At 57.9% G+C, this 800-nt stretch carries 1 protein-coding gene; it reads left to right on the top strand.

The genetic code is table 11. The features are described from left to right. Window positions 1-800 (top strand): hypothetical protein (locus RVY79_RS16750; protein ID WP_317465603.1); only part of this gene is annotated, 800 nt, incomplete at both ends.

The raw sequence follows: 800 nt of genomic DNA, 5'->3' as shown, positions 1-800 counted from the left end.
CGGGGTGGCTGACAACAAGGTTCCTGACGAAAAATTCCTACAGAAGTGGTTCGAGAAAGCCGCCAAGCAGAACGAGATTTGCGCGAGCATCGAGAACATCGAGGAGCTTCGCGCCAAGGTTGCTGACCTATCTCGCGCCCGCAGGCATTCAACGGCCAGCATGTGCGCGGCGCTCACCCGAGCCTTGCATATCTGTGAGGTCCTGCAGGACGTTCGCCTCATTGGAGCCAACGAGAGTATTGCGCCGCCTGACTGCAGCTCCATGCGGCCAGATGTTGTCCTGGTCACGCCGGCTGCTCAGTATCTGCTCATTGAGCTCAAGACAAAGCCGGAGGCGGAACGTCAAGGCGTGCAGGAACTGCTGGCCTATAGCACCGCTATCAAACTGCAGGCGCATCACGTCAATGATTTCATCTACATCATCGTAGCGAACGACTGGGGAACGCTGCTTTCCTATGGGGTTCGCGCCATGATGATGGACGGCAAGCATGTGTTGCCGGTGCAGTGCTCTCAGACCGCCAGCGGGTTCAGCCTGCGCATCAACCTCGAGTTGTTCGAGTTCCAGTACGTCCGACCGTATCTACCAGGCTACGCCCTGTCACCCGCGACCTTGGCTGTTCAAAGGCGATTGCCCGGCCCCTATGACAGCGTGGTAGCGCATATTAAGCTCGACAAATACTTCTGGAGGCTCGCCTTGAGCGCCAGGGCAGAGTGCACCCGGCTGCAGCAATCTGGATTTCTCATGGCCTGGCGGCATCCCACTTCACCAGGTTCGTTCCACGCGCAAGAAATGGTCTATC

It is taken from the genome of Chromohalobacter sp. HP20-39, assembly GCF_033052815.1.
Lineage (GTDB): Bacteria > Pseudomonadota > Gammaproteobacteria > Pseudomonadales > Halomonadaceae > Chromohalobacter.
The sequence above is the reverse complement of the archived record's forward strand: the minus strand, read 5'-3'. Positions and strand labels throughout refer to the sequence as shown.